The organism is Marinobacter guineae (assembly GCF_002744735.1).
GTDB classification, from domain to species: Bacteria; Pseudomonadota; Gammaproteobacteria; order Pseudomonadales; family Oleiphilaceae; genus Marinobacter; species Marinobacter guineae.
In genome coordinates, this window is record NZ_KZ319341.1 from 670,262 (window position 1) to 693,071 (window position 22,810).

At 56.8% G+C, this 22,810-nt stretch carries 23 protein-coding genes and 1 other RNA gene; 3 read left to right on the plus strand and 21 right to left on the minus strand.

The window, feature by feature from the left end:
* Positions 1–10: 10 nt before the first annotated feature.
* From mraY to rsmI, 9 genes are all read right to left on the minus strand, one after another.
* Entirely contained in the window at positions 11–1,096 is a 1,086-nt protein-coding gene (mraY, locus tag CLH62_RS17480; protein ID WP_099619454.1) for a phospho-N-acetylmuramoyl-pentapeptide-transferase, read from the minus strand.
* Entirely contained in the window at positions 1,081–2,469 is a 1,389-nt protein-coding gene (locus CLH62_RS17485; protein ID WP_099619455.1) for a UDP-N-acetylmuramoyl-tripeptide--D-alanyl-D-alanine ligase, read from the minus strand. The genes mraY and CLH62_RS17485 overlap by 16 nt, the downstream gene beginning before the upstream one ends.
* The gene (locus CLH62_RS17490) at positions 2,466–3,950 is read right to left on the minus strand and encodes a UDP-N-acetylmuramoyl-L-alanyl-D-glutamate--2,6-diaminopimelate ligase (protein ID WP_099619456.1); all 1,485 of its coding nucleotides are present in this window, start codon (positions 3,948–3,950) and stop codon (positions 2,466–2,468) included. The genes CLH62_RS17485 and CLH62_RS17490 overlap by 4 nt, the downstream gene beginning before the upstream one ends.
* A 4-nt stretch (positions 3,951–3,954) precedes the next feature.
* On the minus strand, positions 3,955–5,694 hold the full coding sequence (locus tag CLH62_RS17495) for a peptidoglycan D,D-transpeptidase FtsI family protein (RefSeq protein ID WP_099619457.1): 1,740 nt from the start codon (positions 5,692–5,694) through the stop codon (positions 3,955–3,957).
* 33 nt (positions 5,695–5,727) lie between these two features.
* Complete coding sequence (gene ftsL, locus CLH62_RS17500) at positions 5,728–6,132, minus strand: cell division protein FtsL (protein WP_099619458.1); 405 nt, start codon at positions 6,130–6,132, stop codon at positions 5,728–5,730.
* Positions 6,133–6,134: 2 nt separating this feature from the next.
* Positions 6,135–7,118 (minus strand): 16S rRNA (cytosine(1402)-N(4))-methyltransferase RsmH, encoded by a 984-nt coding sequence (rsmH, locus tag CLH62_RS17505; protein WP_099619459.1) that lies wholly within the window; start codon positions 7,116–7,118, stop codon positions 6,135–6,137.
* Positions 7,115–7,567 carry a division/cell wall cluster transcriptional repressor MraZ gene (gene mraZ / locus CLH62_RS17510; RefSeq protein ID WP_099619460.1) on the minus strand — a complete coding sequence of 151 codons (453 nt, stop codon included), beginning with the start codon at positions 7,565–7,567 and terminating at the stop codon, positions 7,115–7,117. The genes rsmH and mraZ overlap by 4 nt, the downstream gene beginning before the upstream one ends.
* Positions 7,568–7,873: 306 nt before the next feature.
* An RNA gene (gene rnpB / locus CLH62_RS17515) (RNase P RNA component class A) lies at positions 7,874–8,224 on the minus strand.
* Between the two features lie 54 nt (positions 8,225–8,278).
* Positions 8,279–9,175: a 16S rRNA (cytidine(1402)-2'-O)-methyltransferase gene (gene rsmI, locus CLH62_RS17520; RefSeq protein ID WP_099619461.1), complete on the minus strand. Its 897-nt coding sequence runs from the start codon at positions 9,173–9,175 to the stop codon at positions 8,279–8,281.
* A 75-nt stretch (positions 9,176–9,250) separates the two neighbouring features.
* Between rsmI and CLH62_RS17525 the strand changes: the two genes are divergently transcribed.
* From CLH62_RS17525 to CLH62_RS17535, 3 genes are read left to right on the plus strand one after another with little or no spacing between them, the layout of a single operon-like run.
* Complete coding sequence (locus CLH62_RS17525) at positions 9,251–11,182, plus strand: penicillin-binding protein activator (protein WP_228152889.1); 1,932 nt, start codon at positions 9,251–9,253, stop codon at positions 11,180–11,182.
* A 17-nt stretch (positions 11,183–11,199) separates the two neighbouring features.
* On the plus strand, positions 11,200–11,565 hold the full coding sequence (locus CLH62_RS17530) for a YraN family protein (protein WP_099619462.1): 366 nt from the start codon (positions 11,200–11,202) through the stop codon (positions 11,563–11,565).
* A gap of 11 nt (positions 11,566–11,576) precedes the next feature.
* Positions 11,577–12,167, plus strand: coding sequence for an SIS domain-containing protein (locus CLH62_RS17535; RefSeq protein ID WP_099619463.1), 591 nt, complete (start codon positions 11,577–11,579; stop codon positions 12,165–12,167).
* Positions 12,168–12,209: 42 nt separating this feature from the next.
* Here CLH62_RS17535 and CLH62_RS17540 read toward each other — a convergent pair whose 3' ends face one another.
* The 12 genes from CLH62_RS17540 to CLH62_RS17595 all read right to left on the minus strand — a co-directional run bounded on the left by CLH62_RS17540 (position 12,210) and on the right by CLH62_RS17595 (position 22,641).
* Positions 12,210–12,626, minus strand: a complete 417-nt coding sequence (locus CLH62_RS17540) for a ClpXP protease specificity-enhancing factor (RefSeq protein ID WP_228152896.1) — start codon at positions 12,624–12,626, stop codon at positions 12,210–12,212.
* A 59-nt stretch (positions 12,627–12,685) separates the two neighbouring features.
* On the minus strand, positions 12,686–13,315 hold the full coding sequence (locus CLH62_RS17545; protein WP_099619465.1) for a glutathione S-transferase N-terminal domain-containing protein: 630 nt from the start codon (positions 13,313–13,315) through the stop codon (positions 12,686–12,688).
* A 109-nt stretch (positions 13,316–13,424) separates the two neighbouring features.
* Positions 13,425–14,180, minus strand: coding sequence for a cytochrome c1 (locus CLH62_RS17550; protein WP_099619466.1), 756 nt, complete (start codon positions 14,178–14,180; stop codon positions 13,425–13,427).
* A complete protein-coding gene (locus CLH62_RS17555; protein WP_099619467.1) occupies positions 14,180–15,412 on the minus strand; it encodes a cytochrome b in 1,233 nt (410 codons plus the stop codon). The genes CLH62_RS17550 and CLH62_RS17555 overlap by 1 nt, the downstream gene beginning before the upstream one ends.
* Positions 15,412–16,005 carry a ubiquinol-cytochrome c reductase iron-sulfur subunit gene (petA, locus tag CLH62_RS17560; protein WP_099619468.1) on the minus strand — a complete coding sequence of 198 codons (594 nt, stop codon included), beginning with the start codon at positions 16,003–16,005 and terminating at the stop codon, positions 15,412–15,414. Before petA ends, CLH62_RS17555 begins: the two co-directional genes overlap by 1 nt.
* A gap of 241 nt (positions 16,006–16,246) precedes the next feature.
* Entirely contained in the window at positions 16,247–16,639 is a 393-nt protein-coding gene (gene rpsI / locus CLH62_RS17565; RefSeq protein WP_099619469.1) for a 30S ribosomal protein S9, read from the minus strand.
* Positions 16,640–16,651: 12 nt separating this feature from the next.
* The gene (gene rplM, locus CLH62_RS17570; RefSeq protein ID WP_099619470.1) at positions 16,652–17,080 is read right to left on the minus strand and encodes a 50S ribosomal protein L13; all 429 of its coding nucleotides are present in this window, start codon (positions 17,078–17,080) and stop codon (positions 16,652–16,654) included.
* A 199-nt stretch (positions 17,081–17,279) separates the two neighbouring features.
* Positions 17,280–18,065 (minus strand): TatD family hydrolase, encoded by a 786-nt coding sequence (locus tag CLH62_RS17575; protein WP_099619471.1) that lies wholly within the window; start codon positions 18,063–18,065, stop codon positions 17,280–17,282.
* A gap of 22 nt (positions 18,066–18,087) precedes the next feature.
* Entirely contained in the window at positions 18,088–19,668 is a 1,581-nt protein-coding gene (gene prfC / locus CLH62_RS17580; RefSeq protein ID WP_099619472.1) for a peptide chain release factor 3, read from the minus strand.
* A gap of 88 nt (positions 19,669–19,756) precedes the next feature.
* Positions 19,757–20,242, minus strand: a complete 486-nt coding sequence (gene rimI, locus CLH62_RS17585; RefSeq protein ID WP_099619473.1) for a ribosomal protein S18-alanine N-acetyltransferase — start codon at positions 20,240–20,242, stop codon at positions 19,757–19,759.
* Complete coding sequence (locus CLH62_RS17590) at positions 20,242–21,054, minus strand: 2-isopropylmalate synthase (RefSeq protein ID WP_099619474.1); 813 nt, start codon at positions 21,052–21,054, stop codon at positions 20,242–20,244. Before CLH62_RS17590 ends, rimI begins: the two co-directional genes overlap by 1 nt.
* A gap of 36 nt (positions 21,055–21,090) precedes the next feature.
* Positions 21,091–22,641 carry a 2-isopropylmalate synthase gene (locus CLH62_RS17595; protein ID WP_099619475.1) on the minus strand — a complete coding sequence of 517 codons (1,551 nt, stop codon included), beginning with the start codon at positions 22,639–22,641 and terminating at the stop codon, positions 21,091–21,093.
* Positions 22,642–22,810: the final 169 nt, after the last annotated feature.

Sequence of the window (22,810 nt, forward strand, 5' to 3'; positions counted from 1 at the left end):
CAGCGTTTTCCTATCTCAGCTTCAGACTGGCAATGCCAATCAGGACCAGAACAACGGTAATGACCCAGAACCGGACAATAACCCGGGGCTCTGGCCAGCCTTTCAATTCAAAGTGATGGTGCAGAGGCGCCATGCGGAAGATTCTGCGCCCGGTCAAACGGAACGAGGCGACCTGCAGGATCACCGAGATCGTCTCCATCACAAAGACCCCCCCCATAATGAAAAGCACGATTTCCTGCCGGACAATAACCGCAACCACCCCAAGAGCCGCACCGAGTGCGAGTGCACCAACATCACCCATGAAGACCTGGGCCGGGTAGGTGTTGAACCACAGAAAACCAAGACCAGCGCCAACCAGAGCACCACAGAACACAATGAGCTCACCGGTTCCGGGCAGATGCGGAATCAGAAGATAATTGGCGAACTGGGCATGGCCAGACAGATAGGCAAAAAGGCCAAGGGCACCGGCCACCATGACAGTTGGCATGATGGCAAGCCCATCCAGCCCGTCCGTGAGGTTAACTGCGTTACTGCTTCCGACAATCACGAAGTAACTGAGCAGAATGAAAAATACTGGCCCGAGGGTCAGGGACACCTGTTTGACGAATGGTACATACAGGGAGGTTTCCTGGGGCAAGGCGGAACTGAAGTAGAGTGCAATTGCCGCCGAAGCACCGATCACCGACTGCCAGAAATACTTCCAGCGGGCCGGCAGGCCGCGCGGATTTCGCTCAACCACTTTGCGATAGTCGTCGACCCAGCCGATGGCGCCAAACAGCAGCGTCACGAGAATGGTGACCCAGACATAGCGATTCCCAAGATCTGCCCAGAGAAGCGTGCTGATACCGATGGCGACGAGAATCAGTGCACCACCCATGGTGGGCGTACCGGCCTTGCTGAGGTGGGTTTGCGGGCCGTCGTCCCGCACCGCCTGACCAATCTGGTACTGACTCAGTTTACGGATCATAACCGGGCCGATGATCAGTGAAATGAGCAGGGCCGTGAGTGTTCCCAGAATTCCGCGCAGGGTCAGGTACTGAAACACCGTCAGTGCCGAAAAATATTGTGATAGAACCTCTGTCAGCCAGAGCAACATGAGTTATTCACCTTTTCTTTAATTCCCTCCACCACGCGATCCATGGCGGAACTGCGAGAACCCTTGACCAACACTGTCAACGGTGTGTTTTTTGCCCTGACAACAGATTCAACTGCCTGATCATGGGTCAGGCACGACTCTGCACCCTCACCAAACCCATCGACGTAGCCGTCACAGCCAGGCCCTACAGTGATCATTCGGTCAATGCCATGCTCCCTGGCGTACTGTCCCACGTCCTGGTGTAGCGCCCGTGCGTTCGGGCCAAGCTCTGCCATCGCGCCCAGGACTGCAATTTTCAGCCCCGCCCGCTGACCCAGAACACCCAAAGCAGCTTTCATCGAAGCCGGGTTGGCGTTGTAGCTGTCATCAATCAGCGTTAGTTCCGGTGACAGATTCAACACCTGCAGCCGTCCCTTGACCGGCTCAACCTGCCCCAGCCCGTTCACAACGGCCTGGTCGTCGGCGCCCAGTTCCCGGGTTGCAGCAATGGCCAGCAACATATTGGTGATGTTGTGATCACCCTCAAGCGCCAGCGAAACACGGCAGCGCCAGTTATCCGGCCCGCGTACCTGAAGCGTTCTGGTGCCGCCGTCATGGCTGACCATCACGGCATGGTAGTCCGCTGCCGAATCCAGCCGGCTGACACCAGCAACCCGGCGACTACCGGCCCGTTGCTGCCACTGGCTGAACGCCGGATCATCCCGGTTCAGGACCACCAGACCGTCGGCAGCAACACCATCGATGATTTCGCCTTTGGCCAGCACAATATTGTCGTAGCTGCCAAAGCCCTCTAAATGGGCCTGTCCCGCGTTGGTCAGAATGGCAACCTCGGGTTTTGCCAGTGCAACCGCATGGGCGATTTCGCCCAGCCCACTGGCTCCCAGTTCAATCACGCCATAACGGTGCTCCGGCGAGAGACCGAAAAGCGTAAGCGGCACACCGATGTGGTTGTTAAGGTTGCCCCGGGTAGACAGTGTTGGCCCCTTCTGCGACAGAATCGCGGCACACATTTCCTTGACGGTCGTTTTGCCACTGCTGCCGGTGATGGCGAGAATCCTGGCTTCACTCTCTCCGCGATTCCCGGCCGCCAGCTGAGCCAGGGCCATGAGCGTGTCACCCACGACGAGCTGGGGTAAAGGCACATTGTTATCGGGCACATCGACTACCAGACCAACGGCACCTTGCTCGCGGGCCTGCTGCAAAAAACGGTGGCCGTCAAAATTCTCGCCCCGAAGAGCAACGAACAGCTGCCCCTGTTCAAGGGTGCGAGTATCGGTTGAGACCCCACCAAACATCACTGACGCCAGATCGTCAGACGCGCACTCGGCACCCAGCCAGCTTTGGGCCTCGGCCAGTGAAAAGGCGCGCATCATGCCACACCCCCGTTCACTTTCAAGATATGGCGAACGTGCTCGGCATCGCTGAAGGGGTACTTCTGGCCGGCGATTTCCTGATAGGTCTCATGGCCTTTTCCGGCGATAAGCACCAGGTCATCCGGCTTTGCCGTGCGAATAGCCGTCTGGATTGCCTCAGCCCGGTCATGAATAACCGCAACCTTCTCCGGATCAGTAAAACCGGCAACAATGTCACGGGCAATGACAGCGGGGTCTTCGCTGCGCGGATTGTCATCGGTGACGACAATACGGTCCGCCAGCTTTTCAGCCTCCGACGCCATTTCCGGACGCTTGCCGGGGTCACGGTCGCCACCGCATCCGAACACGCAGATCAGGTCTCCGGTAACATGGGGACGCAGCGCCGCAAGGGCATTGGCAAGGGCATCCGGTGTGTGGGCGTAGTCCACCACCACCCTGACACCACTGGCACCACCAAACCTTTCAAGTCTTCCCGGCGGTGGAGTCAAGCGGGCGGCAGCCCGCTGCGCCCGCTCAACCGGAACACCGAGGGTCAAAACCGTGGCCATGGCCGCCAGCACATTACTGGCATTGAAACTGCCCAGAAGGGGAACGGCAATAACAAACCGGCCCCACTCACCATCGACTTCCGCCTCAAAGCCCTCATCGGTTGGCCGGAATTCCCGCAACCAGAGTTCTGTCTGGGCTTCGTGCAGGCTGTAGCGGACGCGATCACATTTGCCGGCCAGCTGATCAAACAGCTGCCTGCCGAAAGGGTCGTCAAAGTTGATAACGGAGAAGTGCAACTCCTCGCGCTCGAACAGACGGGCCTTCGCCTCGCCGTAGGCTTCCATAGACCCGTGGTAATCCAGATGATCCCGGGTCAGGTTGGTAAACACGGCGCCAGTCATGGTGAGGTTGTCGATTCGCCCCTGATCCAGGGCATGGGAGGAGACTTCCATGACAGCCGCACGACCGTCCTGTTTCAGGATCCGTGACAGAACCCGGTTCACCTGAACCGCGTCTGGCGTGGTATGAGTCGCCGGATACAGTGCACCGGGCATGCCATATCCCAGGGTGCCCAGGATACCGCAGGGTGTTCCCGTCTCTTTAAGGAGCTGGGCAACGTACTGGCAAACGGACGTCTTGCCGTTGGTTCCGGTAACACCAATCAGGCGAAGGCGTTGCGACGGATGCTCGAAAAACCGGTCTGCAATTCTCCCGACCAAACCACGAAGACCGACCACGGGGACCACCAGGGCCCCATGTCGTTCCGAGCATTCGGCGGCCTGACCGGATTCCAGAAGAATGACTGTAGCGCCCGCTTTAATCGCCCCATCGACATGAAAATCAGCCGGCGTGCTGTTCCCCGACAGGGCAATAAACGCGTCGCCGGAGGCCACCTCGCGGCTGTCGGTCTTCAGGCCATGGATAGTCACGTCGAATACCGACGGAACCGCCACGATTCCTTGTAACAAAGTGCTGAGAGATGTGATGCACATAGGCTTATCCTCGCTCCCCGGGCACTGGAGAAACAGTTTTTGCCTTCCCAACTTCCAGTTCAGGCTTCACATTCAGCAGTCGCAGGGCGTCACTCATCACCCTGGCGAACACCGGCGCTGCCACTTCCCCGCCGTAATATTCACCGGACTGCGGCGCATCGACGGCCACAACCGTAACCAACCTGGGATTATCAATCGGAGCCATCCCGGCAAAAATGGCCTTGTACTGGCTATCCTCGTAGCCCTGGGCGCCAACCAGATGAACCGTTCCGGTCTTGCCCCCCGCAGAATAGAACCCGGGCTGGGCCCGCTTTCCCGTACCACGGGAAACCACTTGCCGGAGCATATTTCGGACCTCATAGGTGACCTGCTCGGACAACACCCGATGGCCTTCGGGCTCTTCATCGCGCTTCACAAGGCTCAGTGGGTAACGCACTCCACCATTGGCAATCACCATATAGGCCTGTGCCAGCTGAAGAGCATTGACACTCATACCGTAACCGTAGGACAGGGTCGCCTCTTCCACCGGCCGCCACTTCGGTGGCGCTGGCAGCACTCCGACGGCTTCCCCGGGAAAGCCGATCCCGGTTGGCTGACCAAGCCCCATTCGCGCATACAGATCGCGGATAACATCACCGCCGAGATCGGTGGCGATCTTGCTGATTCCCACGTTACTGGATTTGACAATAATGTCTGTCACATCCAGCAGGCCATAGTTGCGATGATCGCGGATGGTAAAACGACCAAAACGCCGGTAGCCCGGGTTGGTATCGATGGTGCTCTTGACTGAATATTCGCCAGATTCCAGCGCTGCCGCCATGCTTATCGGCTTCATGGTTGAACCGGGCTCAAACAGATCAGTGATGGCCTTGTTTCTGAGGTTTTCCGCCGCCAGCTGGCTGCGGTCATTGGGGTTGTAGGACCCCTGGTTCACCATTGCCAGAACCTCACCGGAATCGACATCCAGCATGACCAGCGTGCCACCGCGAGCATTGTGGGCGGTTACCACTGCTTTCAGCTCACGGTAAGCCAGGTACTGAAGGCGCAGATCAATACTGAGCGCGAGATTACGACCGGGGCTGGCGTCCCTGATCAGCGTCAGATCCTTGATAATCCGCCCCCGGTTATCCTTGAGAACGCGCTTGCGGCCGGATTCGCCGGACAACCATTGGTTGTAGGCCAGCTCGATACCTTCCTGGCCACGCTCGTCGATATTCGTAAAACCGACCACGTGGGCCGTCACTTCGCCCGCGGGGTAGTAACGACGGTATTCCTGGCGCGCATAAACCCCCTGAATTTCCAGAGCCAGGGCCTGCCTGGCAAGATCAGGCTGAACCTTGCGGCGCAGGTAGATGAACTCGCGACCTGAATACTCCTTCAGTCGCTCACGCAGGGAAGCTTCACTGATATCGAGCAGCCGGGCAAGATTGGTCAGACGCGGCTCAGAGGGATCGGTCTCGGAGGGGTTCGCCCAGATGGTCTGCACCGGCGTACTGACCGCCAGAGGTTCTCCATATCGATCAGTAACGACACCTCGATGGGCATCGATGGACTCAACTCGAATGGTCCGGACGTCCCCCTGCTTGCGCAGAAATTCGTTGTCGACCACGTGCAGGTCGACCAGACGCCAGCCCAGCACCCCGACAACCAGGAGAAAGACGCCCAGCACGGAGCCAAAGCGCCAGGCTGCCAGCCCGGACGCCAAACGCTGCCCCCATGTTGTCTTCTTTCCCTGATCGGACACGTCGATCACCCTGAACGTTGTTGTTATCGTTGGTTACTGACTGGCAACCGGAGACATCAAAGGTACCAGCACAATGTCCTGACGCCCCGGCACCACCATGTTGAAGCGCTCTGCCGCCAGGTTCTCCACCCGGCCATGAGCGCTCAGGGCGCTTTGCTCCAGCAGAAGCTGACTCCACTCACTCTGGTATCGATCCCGCTCTGCCTGAAGTTGCGACAGGGTATTGAAAAGTTCACGGTTCTCGTGAGCGCTTACGACAACACCAACGGAGGATGCGACCAGCAGCGCCACCAGAGCGAGAGACACCAGGACCTTGCCCTGCCTCGTGGCATCAAAAACCTGCCGTGAAATCCGAACAGCGGTTGCCACACCCTCCCGGACTTTCTGTTTGTTCAACTTTGCCGTCTTGACCGGCTCTTCAATAGCTACCGCGCCCATGACTACGCGCTCCCCTGCGAGTTTTTTCTGATATCAGTGCGTTCCAGCACCCGCATGACTGCACTGCGAGCGCGTACGTTGTCGCTTACTTCGTCGGCACCGGCCTTACTGGCCTTGCCAACTAGCCGGAAGTCCGATGCTTCCTGCTCGGCGGTCACCGGCACACCTTTGGGCATCTGGGGCCCGCGGGCCAGATCCCGCATAAACCGTTTAACCAGCCGGTCTTCCAGCGAATGAAAGCTGATAACCACCAGCCGGCCTCCTGTTGCCAGTCGGTCGACGGCTGCCCGGAGGCCAATTTCAAGGTCTTCCAGCTCCCGGTTGATAAAGATCCGGATCGCCTGAAAGGTCCGCGTGGCCGGGTGCTTGTGTTTCTCTTTTTTGGGCACCGCCTCGCTGACCAGTTCGGCCAGCTGGCGAGTGGTCTCAACAGGCGCTTCCTGTCGGCGCTGAACCAGCAGCCGGGCAATACGGCGGGAGAAACGCTCCTCGCCATACCGCCAGATCACATCGGCTATTTCGGCTTCTTCTGCCGTCGCCAGCCACTGAGCAGCACTTGGCGATTGCTCGGTGTTCATCCGCATGTCCAGTGGACCATCGCGCATGAAGCTGAAACCACGGGAGGCGTCATCCAATTGTGGTGACGAGACACCAAGATCCAGCAATACTCCGTTTACCGACTCCCAGCCCTGCCCGGTGACCGCCGATTCCAGCTCGGCAAAAGACCCGTGGAAACAGTGGAAGCGAGTGTCTTGCGCTTCGAGCTCCCGGGCTGCTCTGATGGCCTCGGGATCCTTATCAATACCCAGCAAATGGCCCGCCTCGCCGAGACGCCCAAGAATCAGGCGACTGTGGCCACCCCGTCCAAAGGTTCCATCCACGTAGTATCCGTCGGGGTCGTTGACCAGATAGTCGACCGCCGAGTCCAGGAGCACCGAGCGATGTGAATACGCCGCTCCGGCCTCCTGCCTGCGATCGGAGGTCATAGGGACAGCGCCTCCATCTCTGGCGGCATTTCGTCGTCATCGGAGGACTCATCCAGCCAGGCAAACCAGCGCTCTTCGCTCCATAATTCGAACTTTTTGCCCTGCCCGATCAACATCAGCTTTTTCTCCAGATGGGCGTAGCTTCTCAGTGTCGGGGGAATCAGGATGCGCCCGGCTGAGTCCAGCTCCATGGGCGCAGCATTACCCAGAATCAGACGCTGCAAGCGGCGGGCTGCCTTGTTCATATTGGGAAGGGCCTCAATCTTGGGCCTCAGAACCTCCCACTCGGGTTCGGGATAGACCAATAAACAACGCTCTTCGTCGGCATTCGCCGTCAACACAATGCGCCCACCACAGGCCTGCGCGAGTTGCTCGCGCACCTTGGCGGGGATCGCCAGGCGACCCTTCACATCCATATTGATGGCATGACTGCCGAGAAAATTACTCATTCACACTGTCTCTGGGTGCCTGAAATCCACAAAAAACCACTAGAAACCACTTTTTCCCACTTCCGCACACTATAGAAACACGCAATACACAATGCAAGCGCCGCAAACAGCGCCACACGCGGGAAAGTTCCTTTTATGACAATAGGTTACAGAGACGGATTCAATGAAATGGTGATATTACGAAAAAGAAAAGAAGCAAAATCAAACACCTGCAAAAAAGTCTGCAGAAGACAAGTGAGGTTTAAGATTTTTTGGCTATAAAAGACATCTGTTGAGAAGGACAGACTTCACATGAAGGGAATAAAAAGAGCGAGCTCGCCGATAAGCCGGGTTCTGTCTTGGACAGTCATTCATCTAGGGCCTGCGTCACCACAGGCCTCAAGCAACCTACCCGAATCCAGCGCGGGCCACGCCATTGGATTCCTATTTGGTCTTGCTCCAGGTGGGGTTTACCATCGCCGTGGACTGTTGCCAGCCACGCGGTGCGCTCTTACCGCACCGTTTCACCCTTACCGGCGCCCGAAGGCGCTTAGGCGGTCTGCTTTCTGTTGCACTTTCCGTCGGCTCACGCCGCCCAGGCGTTACCTGGCACCTTGCCCTATGGAGCCCGGACTTTCCTCCCCCGGTGAAACCGGCGGCGACTGTCTGGCGAGCTCGGGCGTGACGATACTCCTGACCCTAGGGCCTTGCAAGAGAAACCGCCACCGGCACTCAGTCATCTTTCAGCGCCAGGGCGCGCTGATAAAGTTCGTTCTTTGAAAGGCCGGTCAATTCAGCAGCCATCTTTGCCACCTTCTTCACCGGCAGTTCCGCCAACAGCACCTTGAGCACCCGATCAACATCCAGAATCGCCTCATCGCTATCGCCGGCGCAGGGCTCGGCACCACGGATCATCACCACAAACTCACCACGGGTGCCATGGGGATCCTGCTCCAACTCGGCCAGAACCTCGTGCACCGAACCTGAATAGAAGGTCTCAAAGGTCTTGGTGATTTCCCGGCCAAGCACTGTCTCCCGGTCAGGCCCCAGAACCTCAGCGATATCCCGTACCGATTCGAGGATCCGATGGGGCGACTCGTAAAAGACCAGGGTCGCGACCTCACTGGAGAGAGACTCAAGACTTGCGCGGCGGCCGGAACGCTTTGCAGGCAGAAACCCTATAAACAGGAACCGATCTGTGGGCAACCCGGCGGCACTCAACGCAGCTACCAGCGCACAGGGCCCCGGAATGGGACAGACTACGAAGCCAGCGGCTCTGGCTTCGCGAACCAGAACATAGCCTGGGTCGGAGATCAGCGGAGTGCCAGCATCGGAAATCAGAGCCACATCCCGCCCCGCTTCAAGTTCCGCCAGCAAGCTGCCAGCGCGGTCTTTTTCGTTATGATCGTGCAGCGCAACCAGCCGTTTCTGAATGCCCAGATGACTCAGCAGTCGGCCACTGTGCCTTGTATCCTCAGCAGCAACCACATCAACACCGGCCAGGACCCTGGTTGCTCGCGGAGACATATCGTCCAGATTGCCAATGGGCGTCGCAACAATAAAAAGCGTTCCGCCTGAAGCGCCTTCCAGACTCACCTCAGCGGAGAAATCACTGACCACATTTTTCAAAGTTTCTGCCTCATTGACGCCAACCTCCGGACCGTGACAGTTACGTCATGTGAATTAACCCCGGAGCTGTTAAACTTGCCACCGTTAGTCTGGCGCTACAAGCCCAATAATCCGGAGTATATCGAGCTTGCCATGATAAAGATCCGCATCCATAAACGAGCCCTGGCCAGCGTTCTTGCCGCCGCCCTTTTTTCCGCCGGTTGTGCCAGCGTCAATCTTGATTCGCACATTGCGCAAACTGCCGATCAGGCCCTTGAAATGGCCAGCAGGGAAGATAACCTCGAGACGGCCCAGGCCTACCTGCTCAGAATTGCCAGCCGATTCCAGGACCAGGGCGATCACGCGGCAGCCCGAACGCTACTTCAAAGTGAGCGGCTGGCGCAACCTGCACCGACACTTGATAACCAGAAAAAGCTCCTGTCCATGGCAAGTGCAACGGCGCTTGACGATCAATCCTGGGCACGAGAACTTGCCAGCGAGATGGCGCCTTCAGATTTCATTGACTACCCGGCAGACCTGATGGCAAGAGCCGCGAACCTGCAAGCAGACACCTTGGTACTTGCAGAGAATCCGTTGTCTGCGGCCATGACCCTCATATTGCTGGCCCAGACCGACAATACGGCGGATGCACAGCAAATTCATGATCGGGTCTGGTCATTGCTGGAGCAAGTGCCTGATGACCGGCTGGATTCCGCCTCAGCAGATGCAATTGGCTATGAAGCCCAGGGTTGGCTGGAGTTGGCAAGGATTGTACGAGCGCCCGATATCGGCATCGACGAACAGGGTCGAATCATACGTGGCTGGCAGAACAACTGGCCGGGGCATCCAGCCGCGCAGGTGCTGCCCTCCGGCCTGCGACTGATCGCGACCCTTGCCGACAGCCGACCCGAGAAAATCGCTTTGGCGCTGCCCCTTAAAGGTCCGCTGGCAACGGCAGGAAAAGCGATCAGGGACGGTTTTCTTGCCGCCTACTACCTCGACGACTCCACCAATAGCAGTAAAACCGACATCCGGATCTTTGATACCTCCGACACGCCGTTCAGCGAACTTTATCGCGAGCTTTCGGAACAGGATATTGATCTGGTAGTCGGCCCTCTTGAGAAGGAGGCCCTCGCCGGACTTGGCTCCATGACTACTCTGCCGATACCGGCCTTGGGACTAAACTATCTGCCATCCGATAGCCAGGCACCAGATGGCCTCTATCAGTTCGGCCTTTCAGCCGAAGACGAAGCACGCCAGATAGCCGACAGACTACTGGCCGAAGGGCTACGCCAGGTATTGGTACTCATTCCCCAGGGCGAGTGGGGCGACCGCGTGGAACAAGCTCTGCTGAAGCAGCTGGCCGCGTCTGATGGCGTCGCCCTGGATACAGAGCGCTTCTTCAGGGAAGACAATCTCAGGGCTGTGACAGCCGACTTGCTCGGCATAACCGTCTCCCGTGACCGGGCCATCCAGGTCGAACGAACCATTGGTATAGACGTTGAATTTGAGCCTCGCCGTCGTCAGGACGCGGACGCCATCGTCATGGTGGCGGAGGCCACGGTCGCGCGCCAGTTCAAGCCGCTGTTTGCCTTCTATTTCGGGGGCGACCTGCCCGTTTATTCGCCCTCTATCATCTACGAAGGCACCCCGTCGCCCTCCCGGGACCGTGATCTGAACGGGGTTACTTTCACCGATATCCCCTGGGTTCTCGGAGATGACAACGAGCTTCGAACCAGGGCTACGGAGATCATGTCAGGCACCCGAGGCCAACCAGGCCGGCTGTTTGCCATGGGCGCAGACGCCTGGCACCTCAGCAAACGGCTACCACTGCTCAGACAAGTCGAAAGCGCGTCGATCGCAGGGCAGACAGGCGTCCTGACCATGACGCCTCAAGGCAGCATCCACCGGGAACAGCTATGGGCGCAATTCCGGAACGGAACGCCGGAACTTCTGCCGAAGCTCTCGCCCGAGGTCTCCGATACCGTCTCCCGGGATGAGGCAATGCCGGTCACCGGGCATAATTAAGGAACAATTCAATCGCCATGGATGGCACAAAAACCCTGGGAAATCACTTCGAAGGCGTGGCAGCTCGCTACCTTGCCAGTCGCGGCGTCCGGATTGTGGAGCGTAACGTTTATAATCGCGGCGGTGAGATAGATCTGATCGGCCGGGATGGCGACACACTGGTGTTCTTTGAAGTCCGGTATCGCGGGCCCGGCAGCCTCGTCGACCCCGCAAGCTCCATCAATTACCCAAAACAGAAGCGACTGTTAAAGGCGGTTTCGTTTTATCTGCACAGGCATGGGCTCTGGAATAGCATCTCACGAATTGATGTGGTTGCGATCAGCCCGGGTACCGTCAAAAAATACCGGGTACAATGGATCAGGAATGCAATTCTGGCAGGATAGTGATACTGACGATGACCGACACCGAACACCAGATTAACCAGTGGTTCGCAAGCCATATGGAGCATACCGCCCAGGCGGCAAGCACCGCAGGCCCTGCCATTGAGGATGTTGCAGACGCCTTCGTAGCGACCCTGCTCCAGGACGGAAAAATCATCACCTGCGCCAATGGCAACGCCAATATACTGGCCCAGTATTTCTGCACCTCACTTCTTAACAGGTTTGAACAGGACCGGCCCGCTCTACCAGCCATTAACCTCGGGGCAGACGCCACCACCTACTCCGCCATCTGTCGGGATAACCGGTTCAACGACACCTTCTCCCGCCAGGTCAGAGCCATCGGCAAGCCCGGAGACCTTCTTCTTGTGGTCGTTGACGACGGCCACAAAGCCAACCTCATTCAGGCTATACAGGCTGCCCATGACCGGGAAATGAGCGTCGTTGTCCTCAGTGCCAGGGAGAAATCCGATATTACCTCACTGATGCATCCCGAGGACCACGAGATCGCGCTCAACAACCTGAGCCCGACTGAGGCGACACCGCTGCTACTGTTAATCATTAATGCGCTATGCGGACTGATCGACGGCAAGCTTTTCGGGGGATAAAAAAAGCCAGCTTACGCTGGCTTTCTGGAACGGGAAAAGCAGTTATTTAACCACCTTGAGCGTCGGCCTTCCTGAGGGCCGCTCCTCCTGTCCAGAGGCAGACTGCTCTCCGTCGCGCTCACGAGTGGTGCCATCAGGGTCCGGCGAGCCAGGCTCACTGCCGAACACCATACCTTCACCGTTTTCCTTCGCGTAGATCGCCATAACAGCCTGCAGAGGTATGAACACCTGCATGGGCACACCTCCGAAGCGGGCACTGAACTCCAGCGCACCATTTCCAATAACCAAACCACGAACGGCGCCCGAACTGATGTTCAGAACAATCTGCCCGTTCGCCACATGCTCAGTCGGCACCTGCACACCCTGAATGCCTGCGTCCACCACAATGTAGGGTGTACAGTCATTGTCCAGAATCCACTCATTGAAAGCACGTACCAGGTACGGACGGCTGGACGTCATGGTGTTTTTGCTCTCGGCCACTGCCACTCTCCTGCTCCGGCCAGCGGAACTTTTCCAAATCAGCTGCGAATGTCTTCTTCCAGATCAGACAGGCTTGCCTTGAAACCTTCCCGGCTGAAGATACTGTCCATATATTTCTGCAGTGGCTTGGCCTGCTTATCATTGAGATCAATGCCCAGTGCCGGAAGACGCCACAGAATCGGCGCAATGCAGCAATCCACAATGGTAAATTCTTCGGACAGGAAGTAAGGCATTTCAGCGAACAGCGGCGCTGTCGCCAACAGGCTTTCCCGCAGCTCCTTGCGAGCCGTCTCGGAGGCCTTGGCGTTTGGCTGGGCCAGAATCTGGTCAACCAGGCCACACCAGTCTTTCTGGATGCGATGGATCATCAGCCGGCTGTTGGCTCGGGCGACCGGATAAACCGGCAATAACGGTGGGTGAGGAAAACGCTCGTCAAGGTACTCCATCATGATATTAGGCTCATAAAGCACCAAATCACGATCCACCAGTGTCGGCAGGGCGTTGTATGGGTTCAGGTCGGCCAGTTCGGCCGGCGGGTTATCCGGGTCCACATCAACAATATCAACGGTAACACCCTTCTCTGCCAGAACGATACGCACCCTGTGGCTGTAATGGCTGGCCGGATCCGAGAAAAACGTCATTGATGACCGCTTGGTCACAACGCCCATAGAACTACCTCACGAGTAAACAAACCGAAATGATCCTGAAAAAACGCAAAAATCCAGCGGGCCGGTTATTGCCCGCTGGAACTCAGGGGGTGAGATTATACCCTATTTCTCAGTGTACGTCCTTCCAGTACTCACGATTGAGCAGGTAAGCGAACACAAAGAAGATGGCAACAAAGATCAGAACAAAAATCCCCAAGCGCTCACGCTCCAGTTTGACCGGATCGGCCATGTAGGACATGAAGTTGGTCAGGTCGTACATGGCCTGATCAAACTCGGCCCCTGTCATGCTGCCCTCAATCGCGTATTCAGGACAGACATCGGCATTATTGATGTTGCCACTGAGCGGCTCAACACTGGCCTCAACACCGATGTTCGGCGCCACAGCACAGAGGCCCTGAAGCTCAACCATCACGTGTGGCATACCTACCGCCGGGAACACAACGTTGTTGACACCAAGTGGGCGCGTCTCATCCTTGTAGAAACCACGAAGGTAAGAATACACCCAGGCTTCACCACGCAGACGGGTCTCCAGGGTCAGATCGGGCGGCGGCGCACCAAACCAGCCGGCGGCCATATCCTTATCCATGGAGTTCTTCATCAGCTCGCCGATTTTGGCGCCTGTAAAGATCAGATTCTCCTCGTACAACGGGACCGGAATCTCCAGGTCATCGGCAACCCGCTTGTAGCGGGCATACTCCATGGAGTGACACCCCATGCAGTAGTTGGTGAACGTAGCCGCACCACGCTGGAGAGACGCTTTATCAGAGTGATCTGCCTCGAACGGGTCCAGATGAACCGCTGCACCGGCCGCCAGCCCGAGAGCTGGCAGGAATGCGATGAAAAGACCAAAAATCAGCTTTCTCATTATCCTGTCACCCTCTCTGGTACTGGCTTGGTTTTCTCCATGCGCGTGTAAAACGGCATCAGAATGAAGTAGAGGAAATATACCGCCGTCAGGATCTGGGCCACGGTAGTACGCCCCGCGGTCGCCGGTACAAGGCCAAGGTAGCCAAGCACAACAAAGCTCACCGCAAAAACCGCAAGAGCGATCTTGCTCAGCCAGCCCTTGTAGCGAATGGAGCGAACCGGACTTCTGTCCAGCCAGGGAAGGACGAAGAGAATGGCAATGGCGCCACCCATCACGACCACACCCCAGAACTTCGCAGGCAAGCCGAAAAGATCCACCGTTACCGCACGCAACATGGCGTAGAAAGGCGTGAAATACCACACCGGCGCAATGTGCGCTGGCGTTTGCAAGGGGTTAGCTGGCTGGAAGTTAGGCTTTTCAAGGAACAGCCCCCCCATTTCCGGGAAGAAGAACACGACAATAAAGAAGATGAAGAAGAATACCGCGACACCCACCAAATCGTGCACGCTGTAGTAGGGATGGAACGGAATGCCATCTTTCGGAATGCCGTTTTCATCTTTATTCTTCTTGATGTCGATACCGTCAGGGTTATTTGACCCCACCTCGTGGAGCGCCAGGATATGAAGCACTACCAGGCCCAACAGCACGATCGGCAGTGCCACCACATGCAAAGCGAAGAACCGGTTCAGGGTGATGCCTGAAATGAGGTAATCGCCACGAATCCACAGAGACAGGTCTTCACCGATCACCGGGATAGCACCAAACAGGTTAACGATTACCTGGGCACCCCAGTAGGACATCTGCCCCCAAGGCAGTAGGTAGCCCATGAAGGCTTCGGCCATCAGCACCAGGTAGATCAGCATGCCGAAGATCCAGATCAGCTCTCGGGGTTTCTGATAGGAGCCATACATCAGACCCCGGAACATGTGGAGGTAGACCACAATGAAGAAAGCCGATGCACCGGTAGAGTGCAGATAGCGCAGCAGCCAGCCCCACTGGACATCACGCATGATGTACTCAACGGAGGCAAACGCACCCTCCGCGGAGGGGTTATAACTCATGGTCAGCCAGATACCTGTAACCAGCTGGTTAACCAACACCAGCATGGCCAGGGAACCAAAGAAGTACCACACGTTGAAGTTCTTCGGCGCGTAATACTTGGCCAGGTGCTTGTTCCAGGCCTCAACGATCGGCAGACGTTCGTCTACCCAGTTAATTAGCTTCTGCATTACGCTGCCTCCGGATCAAGACCAATCGTTAAGGTCACGTCATCGTCGTAACGATAAGGCGGCACCTCAAGGTTCAGGGGAGCAGGCTGCGCATCATAAACCCGGCCGGCGAGATCGTACTTGGAACCGTGACACGGACAAAACAGACCGCCCAGCCAATCTTCACCCAAATCTTCCGGGGCCAGTTCCGGGCGATAGGACGGAACACATCCCAAATGGGTACAAAGACCGACAAGAACTGCAACTTCCGGCTTCAGGGCCCGGTAGATGCCGTCGATATACGGTGGCTGCTGAGGGGCTTCCGAGTTCGGATCTTTCACTTCCTCGTTCAGCTTCTCGATGTTTGCCAGCATCTGTTCGGTACGGCGGATGATCCAGACCGGTTTACCCCGCCACTCGACCGTAATCTGCTGACCCGGCTCAATCTTGCTGATATTGACGGTTACCGGTGCACCGGCTGCTTCCGCTTTGGCACTGGGATTCCAGGATGCCACGAAAGGGACGGCCGCACCGACGACGCCGACTCCACCCACCACAGACGTAGCACCGATCAGAAACCGGCGCCGGCCTTGGCTCACGTCGCCATTACTCATTATGGTTTTCTCCCATCAGGCGATGTCACAGCCCGCAACACAGCCGGCAATGTGCATCTAAAAGGACTTCACAACCCAAAAATATAAGCGCCCAAATGGTAATGAAATTACCAGGGGCTTACAAGTCGGAAAGCCGCGACTGGCGCCTCATCCCTGTTCCAGATCAATTTGCTGGCAAATCATCCGAACATAAAAAAACCCGACCGAAGGGGCCGGGTTTCCAGGATCTGCTCCAACAATATTAACGCTTGGAGTACTGAGGACGCTTACGCGCCTTGCGCAGACCCACTTTCTTACGCTCAACCTCACGAGCATCACGGGTAACATAACCCGCTTTGCGCAGAGCTGGGCGCAGAGTTTCGTCATAATCCATCAGCGCACGGGTCAGGCCGTGGCGAATAGCGCCAGCCTGGCCACTGATACCACCACCCTTGACGGTGATATTGAGATCGAAACGATCGGTAGAGTCAGCAACCACAAGCGGCTGACGAACGATCATTCGAAGAGTCTCACGACCGAAGAAATCTTCGATAGAGCGACCGTTGATGGAAATGTTACCGCTTCCCGGCTTGATAAAGACTCGAGCCGTGGATGTCTTGCGGCGACCAGTACCGTAATTTTGTGCTACAGACATATCCGCCTTCCGTTAAATGTCGAGTTCTTTGGGCTGCTGGGCTGCGTGAGGATGCTCAGCGCTGGCATAGACTTTCAGCTTCTTGAACATGGCGCGGCCGAGCGGACCCTTCGGAAGCATGCCTTTGACAGACTTCTGAATAATTTGCTCGGGCGCCTTGTCGACCAGCTTCTCGAAGTTGATGGATTTGATTCCACCCGGAAAGCCGGTGTGACTATAGTACATCTTGTCAGATGCCTTGTTGCCAGTCACCCGCACCTGGCTCGCATTGATCACAACAATGTAATCGCCAGTGTCTACATGGGGGGTGTACTCAGGCTTATGCTTGCCCCGCAGACGACGGGCGATTTCGGTTGACAGACGACCCAGCGTCTTGCCGGCTGCGTCTACAACGTACCAGTCACGCTTTACTGTTTCTGGTTTCGCACTCAGAGTCTTCATTGATTCCGCCTTGAACGCTATATAAGAAACGTTAAAAACCACACCGGTAAATGCTTCGCATCCGGAGGGGTTTCTATACCTGTTAGTTAGTCGGCAGTGACACTATTCGGGGCTGAGATAGTGACATCGCCTTGAAAAGCCAGGGCGCGAAGTATACTCGAAGCTCCCGGGAAATCCAACCCTGTGTCGTACTGTTTCGTTATTCCCCTATACCGGCCGCAGGCCACCCATATAATCTCGACACATTGCGTTTTAGCACCCGCGCCAGCGCTTCCGGCTCCACCCCCCGGATTTCCGCTAGAGTATCCAGAATTTGCGGAAGATAGACCGGAGAATTCTGCCCCGGCCGGACGCCTTCAGGAGCCATATCCGGTGCATCTGTCTCGAGCACCAGGGATTCAGGTGGCAGCCTTGCAATGGCATCGCGGGTCTTGCGTGCCAGGGGATGGGTAATCACTCCTCCAACCCCGATAAAACAGCCCAGACCGACCAGTTTTTCGGCCTGCTGAAAGCTTCCGGAAAAACCGTGAATCAGGGCCCGACCGCCCCACTGCTTGCGATTGAGCAGGCCATGCACCTCATCATGGGTTTTAACCGAGTGAATAACCAGCGGCATATTCAATTCGGAGGCCAGAGTTACCTGAGCCTCAAACCAGGGCCATTGAGCCTCGAGACTACCCCGTAGCCGGTCCAGCCCACACTCTCCGATCGCCACACAACGTTCAGGCCTACTCGTTAGCAACTGTTCAAGCGCAACGAGGTCTTCCTCTGAATGTTCATCCACAAACCAGGGGTGAATCCCCAGGCAGTAAAACAGACCGTCATGGGCCAATGCTGTTTGCCGAACCCTGCCCCAGTCCGGTCGGCGTACGCCCGGTATGACCAAACCGCTTACACCGTGCGAACGAGCCTGCTCAAGCTCCGTCTCGCGGCGGCCGTCAAACTGCGGAAAATCGAAATGGCAGTGGGCGTCGATCAGCTGCAAAGTCACCTCCGCCCCGGCGCGCTCAGTGCTCCCGGGTCTTGTGGAACTGGATGTCGGGGTACCGCTCCTGGGCCAGATTCAGGTTTACCATGGTCGGGGCAATATAGGCCAGCCGGTCGCCGCCATCGAGCGCCAGATTGTCGTTATTCTTGCGCTGGAACTCATCGAGCTTGCGCTCATCGCTGCAGGTCACCCAGCGGGCGGTGGACACATTGATCGGCTCGTAGACAGCCTCGACCTTGTACTCACTCTTCAGACGACTGACCACCACATCAAACTGCAACACACCTACCGCACCGACAATAAGATCGTTATTGCGAAGCGGTCTGAAGACCTGGACGGCACCCTCTTCGGATAGCTGAATCAACCCCTTCTGGAGCTGTTTGGCCTTGAGGGGGTCCTTGAGGCGGATACGACGGAACAGTTCCGGGGCGAAATTCGGAATCCCGGTAAATTTCATGTCTTCGCCGGCAGTGAAGGTATCGCCCAACTGAATGGTACCGTGATTGTGCAGGCCGATAATGTCGCCAGCAAAAGCCGCTTCAGCGTGTTCTCGATCACCGGCCATAAAAGTCAGTGCGTCGGAGAAACGCACTTCCTTACCGATCCGTACATGCCTAGCCTTCATGCCCTGACTGTAGTTGCCGGACACGATACGGAGGAACGCCACACGGTCACGATGCTGGGGGTCCATGTTTGCCTGGATCTTGAACACGAACCCCGAAAAACCGGCTTCGTCCGGCTGCACAAGTCTCTTGTCTGTTTCCCGGGGCTGGGGCTCCGGTGCCCATTCCACCAGGCCATCAAGCATGTGATCTACGCCGAAGTTGCCCAATGCGGTACCAAAGAAAACCGGTGTCAGCTGACCAGCGAGAAAGGCTTCCTGGTCAAATTGATGGGAAGCGCCCTTGACCAATTCGATTTCATCCCGCAAGTCTTTCGCGTAAGCCCCAATCGCCTGCTCCAGCTCCGGATTATCCAGCCCTGCGATAACCCGTCTTTCCTGAATGGTGTGGCCCTGACCGGATTGATAAAGAACCACCTCATCCCGAAGCAGGTGGTAGACACCCTTGAAGCTCTTGCCCATTCCGATCGGCCAGGTAATTGGCGCGCAGGCAATTTTCAGAACGTCCTCAACTTCGTCCATCAACTCCACCGGATCCCGGGTATCCCGGTCCAGCTTGTTCATGAAGGTGATGATGGGGGTGTCACGCAAACGCGTTACCTCCATCAGCTTGATGGTCCGTTCCTCGACACCCTTGGCACTGTCGATCACCATCAGGCAGGAATCGACCGCAGTCAGGGTACGATACGTGTCTTCAGAAAAGTCCTCGTGACCAGGCGTATCCAGCAGGTTAACCAGCTTGCCACCATAGGGAAACTGCATGACCGATGTGGTCACGGAAATACCGCGCTCTTTCTCCATCTCCATCCAGTCCGACTTGGCATGCTGGCCGGACTTCTTTCCCTTGACGGTCCCGGCCTTCTGTATCGCCTGGCCGAACAACAGGACCTTCTCGGTAATGGTGGTTTTACCGGCGTCCGGGTGCGAGATGATCGCGAAGGTGCGGCGCTTGGCCACTTCCTGGGAAAGGTTAGACATAGTCAAAGAGCAACCTGAATCTGATGTACTGGAAAAGGCGGCTATTATAGGGCTTAACCAGCTGTTACGCGAACACAAGCAATGTCGCTCACTGGCTGAACCGGAGAACCATCACTCGCGCATCCTCGCGGCCATTGGCTGAAGGGTAGTACCCGGGGCGACGCCCTATTTCCCTGAAACCTTCATCTTCATAAAGAGCTATGGCGGATTCGTTGCTGGCTCTAACTTCCAGCAAAAGCTGTGACATGCCTTCACGGGACGCGGCCGCCAACACATGCCTTAGAAGCTGTCGGCCAATACCCTTGCCACGGACTCGGGGGTGCATGCAGATATTCAGGAGGTGCGCCTCGTCGACCATGTAGGCGACAACAGCGTATCCCACAAGCGATTCGGCACGGCAGGCGGCCCAAAGATGATAACTGTCCTTGAAGCAGTCGAGGAATACCGCCTCGCTCCACGGATGAGAGTAGCCCTGAAGCTCAATGTCCAATACTGAGGGAAGGTCCTGTGGCACCAACGGCCGAAACAGAAGATCTGCCTCCATCACGCTCTGGTATGCCTCTGGACAGGACATCAGCGGCCAGCCATAGCCTTGAGTTGATGCCATAGCGAACGCTTCATGGCGGGATCACTGGCTAGTTCAGCGAGAGAGTACTGGAAACTAACCGCCACCTCGCGCCCGAGGGCCTTTGTCAGCCAATCTTTTCCGGTCTCGGCCTCGCCTCCCAGTACAACCACTTTCTGGTGATCCAGCCTGGACAGAACATTGCGCATCACCTCAACTAGGTCCCCGGTAGAATTTCCGGGAACCAGGAGATTATTGAACACGGGCCAGCGCACCTGGCCCATAACCCGGGGCCCCTGTTCACCCATACTCTTGAGAATGTTCACCGCCAGGGTTTCCTGAAGCCGGATACTGGCTTCAGCCGATACAGCGGCAATCAGGGCCACATGATCGCCGGCCCAGAGCATCAGGTTTACATTGACGACAGGGCTCGTTGGAACCCGTGCGGCGACTTCATCCTCCAGTTCTGGTTGCAGCGAAACCTGGCCCGCGTCCACCGGAGATTTCTGCTCCGGAGGCTCAGAGGCAGGCTTCTCCAAAGCCTCGGTACCGCGCTCCATCAATGCCTGTAGATCGGCAATTCGTGAAGCGCCCTGATTGCGATCCCTGCCCGACGGTATTGGCCGGACAGTCTTTCCGGAAACCTCGCCCGGACGAAAGACAGGATCAGAAATCCCTTGCGGAGCCTCTGCAGAAGCTGTCTCCTCCGGGAATTCGAATTCCGGACTCGGCGCCGCACCAGGCAGCGGGTGCCGGGCATACCACACACGGATGCCCGCCGCTCCCAGGTAGAACTGTCGCTCTGCTTCTGACCTAATCATTGAGCTCGCCTGTGGTTTCCAAGCAGTTGTAAAACTTCAGACATCCGCCACCTGTGGATGTTGCCGAATGCCACCTTTGCTGATCAGATTAAGGGCTTCAATGTAGGCCTTGGCAGACGCGATAATGATGTCGGTGTCAGCACCCACGCCATTAACGATCCGGCCCCCGCGCTCAAGACGCACCGTTACCTCACCCTGGGCGTCAGTACCACTGGTAATATTATTGACGGAATATAGCTGGAGGTTACATCCCGAGTCCACCAGGGACTCAATGGCCTGGAACGTGGCATCTACCGGGCCGCTACCTTCAGCTTCCACCTTATGCTCCTTACCGTCCACCGTCAGGGTCAGATTCGCCCTGGGAACCACTCCAGTCTCCGAACAGACTTGCATGCAGACCAGACCGTAACGGCCATCTTCCTCTTTCTGGCGGGTATCACTGGCGATCGCCTGCAAGTCTTCATCGAAAATTTCGTGCTTGAGGTCCGCAAGCGCTTTGAACCGGGTGAACGCCTCATTAAGTTCTGTCTCGGTTTCAAACTGGATACCCAACTCAAGCAACCGCGTGCGGAAGGCATTTCGGCCGGAGTGCTTGCCCAGCACCAGACTGTTGGTGTGCCAGCCCACATCCTGGGCACGCATGATTTCATAGGTCTCACGATGCTTGAGGACACCATCCTGATGAATGCCGGACTCATGGGCGAAAGCATTGGCGCCAACAATGGCTTTATTGGGCTGAACCGGGAAGCCGGTGATGGTCGAGACCAGACGCGACGCCGGAACAATATGCTGCGCTTCGATTCGGGTATCGATATGAAACAGGTCCTGGCGGGTACGAACGGCCATCACGATCTCTTCCAGTGCAGCGTTACCGGCACGCTCACCCAAACCATTTATGGTGCATTCTACCTGGCGGGCCCCCTGGGAAACTGCCGCAAGGGAGTTGGCCACAGCCAGCCCCAAATCATTGTGACAATGCACCGAGAAAATCGCCTTATCGGCATTGGGAATGCGATTCAGGAGCTGGCGAATGGTTTCACCAAACTGTTCCGGAATAGCGTAGCCCACTGTATCCGGAATGTTTATGGTGCGTGCTCCGGCATCTATCGCCGCCTCGATGATGCGACACAGGAAATCCAACTCGGAACGGCCGGCGTCTTCGCAGGAAAACTCCACATCATCCACGTGACTGCGAGCTCTCTTCACGGCCCGGACAGCCTGCTCAACAACTTCGTCAGGTTGCATCTGAAGCTTGTGCTTCATGTGGATTGGAGAGGTGGCAATAAAGGTATGAATCCTGCCGCGCTCGGCCGGCCTGATGGCCTCCGCGGCTCGATCAATGTCTTTGTCGAGAGCCCGGGCAAGACTACAAACTGTTGAGCCTGTTATCGACTCTGCGATCGATTTCACTGCGTCAAAATCACCCTGGCTGGCAATCGCAAAGCCCGCTTCAATCACGTCAACGCGAAGCCTTTCCAGCGCCTTGGCAATACGGAGTTTCTCCGCTTTGTTCATGGTGGCGCCAGGGCTTTGCTCACCATCACGGAGCGTTGTATCGAAGATGACCAGGTGATCGGTGGCAGACATTGGCAGGCTCCATTCAGAGATTTGGTTCTTTATGAAGAGAGTATATCACTGGGATGCCGGAAATGAGGGTGCGATTCCCGGAGATGACCACCCCGTCCCCGTGGCGTCATCACTTTTTCGCAGGCAATAAAAAACCCCAGCATCTGTAGATACTGGGGTTTGGGTATTA